The 2,218-nt window shown below is 72.1% G+C and carries 3 protein-coding genes; all 3 read left to right on the top strand.

Features of this window, described 5'->3' with window-relative positions:
- The first annotated feature begins 157 nt into the window (after positions 1-157).
- Positions 158-811, top strand: coding sequence for an HAD family phosphatase (locus O3Q52_RS52195; RefSeq protein WP_061334502.1), 654 nt, complete (start codon positions 158-160; stop codon positions 809-811).
- Positions 812-858: 47 nt separating this feature from the next.
- Complete coding sequence (locus O3Q52_RS52190) at positions 859-1,719, top strand: DUF317 domain-containing protein (RefSeq protein ID WP_269655410.1); 861 nt, start codon at positions 859-861, stop codon at positions 1,717-1,719.
- Positions 1,720-1,749: 30 nt separating this feature from the next.
- Positions 1,750-2,218 (top strand): hypothetical protein (locus O3Q52_RS52185; protein ID WP_269655409.1); only part of this gene is annotated, 469 nt, incomplete at its 3' end.

Here is a 2,218-nt window from a genome sequence, read left to right as displayed (position 1 = left end):
CCGTCGCGGTCACCGGCTACGTCGGCCTGCTCGCCGGCCCCGCCCTCATCGGCGCTCTCACCACCGTCACCGCACTGCCGCACGCGCTGCTGCTGCCCGCCCTCCTCGCCGCAAGCGTCGCCGTGCTCGCACCCAAAGCCTTGGAGAAAACGACCCCTTGACCCGCACCTCCGCCTCCCCGACCGGCGTGGACGCCCTGATCCTCGACTACAACGGAGTCCTCGGTCTCCAGCCCAGCACCGCCATGTGGACCCGTCTCGCCGACCTCGCCGAGTGGCCCGACCGGCATCTCCCCTCGTTCCAGGACGCCTTCTGGGCTCCCCGCAACGCATACGACGCAGGGGAACTGAGCGATCTCGCCTACTGGGCCAAGGTCCTCGGACACCATCCCGGCCCACGGTGGCTGCGCACCCTGCGGGCCGCCGACACCGCCATGTGGACCCGCACCGATCCGTGCGTCCTCGATGTCCTGTACCGCGCCCGGGCCGCGGAGCTGCCGATGGTGCTGCTCTCCAACGCCCCAGCCCACCTCAGCGACGTCCTGGACGCCACCGTCTGGCGGCGCGAGCTGATGGACGACGCCTTGTACTCCGCCCGCCTGGGCCTGTGCAAGCCCGACCCGGCCGCGTACGAACACGCCCTGGCCGCCACCGGCGTCGCCGAGCCAGCACGCGTGCTGTTCGTCGACGACCGCGAGGACAACTGCCGGGCCGCCGCCCAGCTGGACCTGCGCACCCTCCACTACACCGGCCAATCCGCCTACCTGGAACGGCAGTTGCTGCCTGCCCTCGCGGCCAGCACCGGTTCCTGACTGCGCACCGCGCCGCTCACCCCTCGGCCCCAACCCTCAGGACTTTCGTGCCCGACACCGAAGAGATCGACGGCGACGTCTACGTCTCCCCCCGCTACCTCGCCGCCAGCACTTACACCGGAGACCCGGCTCTGGAACCGCTGCTCGCGCTCGGCTTCGACCTGCGTCACGACGACCTCGGCAACGTGTATGTCACCGCGCCCGATCACCGCGTCCGACTCGGCTATCTGCCCGAGGGAGACGACGACGGGCTGTGGCGCATCAACGCCTACAAGGACTCGTTCGGCCCGCCGGAGTGGGGCGTCTGCTTCAACGACCGCGTCCCCACCGAGTTCGTCCGTGCCTTCACCACCGCACTCGCCGAGGCGTACGAGCGTGGCCCGGACGCCTACCTCGCCAGGCCGGCCGCCGGGGTCGACGAGCACGATCCCTTTCTGGCTGTCGTGCCCGTGCTGAAACAGGGCTGGGAGATCGACCGCCCGCGCTGGGGCGTCTTCGCGGTCCAGTCCCCCGACGGGTTCGCCGGCCTGGAGTTCACCACCGGCGACCTCGATCCGGAAACCGAGCTGACCACACGCGACGCCCGGTGGCAGATGTGGGCGGGCAAGTCCATCGACCGGCCCGTCTGGTACGCCACGGCCAGCACCGACACTCCCGTCGCCCTGCTCACCGCCGTCACCGAGTGCGTCGCCGATCCGGCTCCCCTGCCCCGGTGGCGCGAGGAGACCTTCAGCTACATCAAGGGCATGGCCCAGCTCACCCCGATCCTTCCGCCCGGACCGCTGGCCCCGACCCCGCTCGACGTGCGGAGGGCCGCCGCATCCCGCCGCCCGGCCCCGCTCCCCGCGGCCAGCGTCCCGCGCTGGAGCACCACCAGCCGACCGGCCCTGCCCCGTCCACGCCGATAGGACCAGCCCGCCCCCCATCGGAGACCCCTCTTGTCCCTGCAGGCCCCCGAGTTCTTCGCCGAGCTGTGCCTCCCGTTCCACAACAGCACGGTCGTGGGCAACACGTACTTCGCCGCCCCCGTCCCCGGCACACCTCTGCGGCTGCGGATCGACTTCACCGGCACCATCCACGCGGACACCTACGGCGGCCTACGCCTGGCGGTCGTCCACCCGGCCCGCGGCGAGATCGACGCCGTCGCCCTCAGCTTCCTCGACCACGGCACCTTCCACCGCCGCGACGAAGCGACCAACACCCGGCCGAACACCAAGCAGCACGGCACCTTCGACAAGTACCACCGCCCCGGCCGGCCCCCGTGGGAGGGAGCCGTCACCACCGGGCTGCGCGACGCCATCGAGCAGTACACCGCCGTCTGGTTCCCGGGCGCCTGGACCGCGTCCGCGCCGAGCCGCGCCGCAGGCCGGACCGCGCAGACCGCGCAGACCGCGCCCCTCGCGCCGG

This window comes from Streptomyces sp. ActVer (assembly GCF_027270795.1).
GTDB lineage: Bacteria > Actinomycetota > Actinomycetes > Streptomycetales > Streptomycetaceae > Streptomyces > Streptomyces umbrinus_A.
Note: the sequence above shows the minus strand (reverse complement) of the source record. Positions and strands in the feature narration are given on the sequence as shown.